The following is a 223-nucleotide window of genomic DNA, read 5'->3' as shown; positions in this document are numbered from 1 at the left end:
CGCTGCGTCCGTTCCAGTTTCGACCGCATGTCCCCGTGGTGCGGTCCATCCGGCGGGCCATCCAGTGGCTCTGGCACCAGGAGGGCAACCCCGGCCAGCGGGCCCGGGGCCAGGCCGCCGGGGTGTTCTGCGGCTGCTTTCCCTTCTTCGGACTGCAGACCCTGCTCGGCGTGGCCCTGGCCAGCGTGGTGCGCGGCAATCACCTGCTGGCGGCGGCGGGCAC

1 protein-coding gene is annotated in these 223 nt (G+C 73.1%); it reads left to right on the top strand.

What is annotated here, in order from left to right:
* Positions 1-35: 35 nt before the first annotated feature.
* Positions 36-223, top strand: a 188-nt coding sequence (locus ACLD7X_RS19630; protein WP_411425360.1) for a DUF2062 domain-containing protein, incomplete at its 3' end; no start/stop codon positions are given.

Source organism: Aphanothece microscopica RSMan92, assembly GCF_046613545.2.
In the GTDB taxonomy this organism is placed as follows: Bacteria; Cyanobacteriota; Cyanobacteriia; order PCC-6307; family Cyanobiaceae; genus NIES-981.
This window is presented reverse-complemented; position numbering and strand designations above follow the sequence as displayed.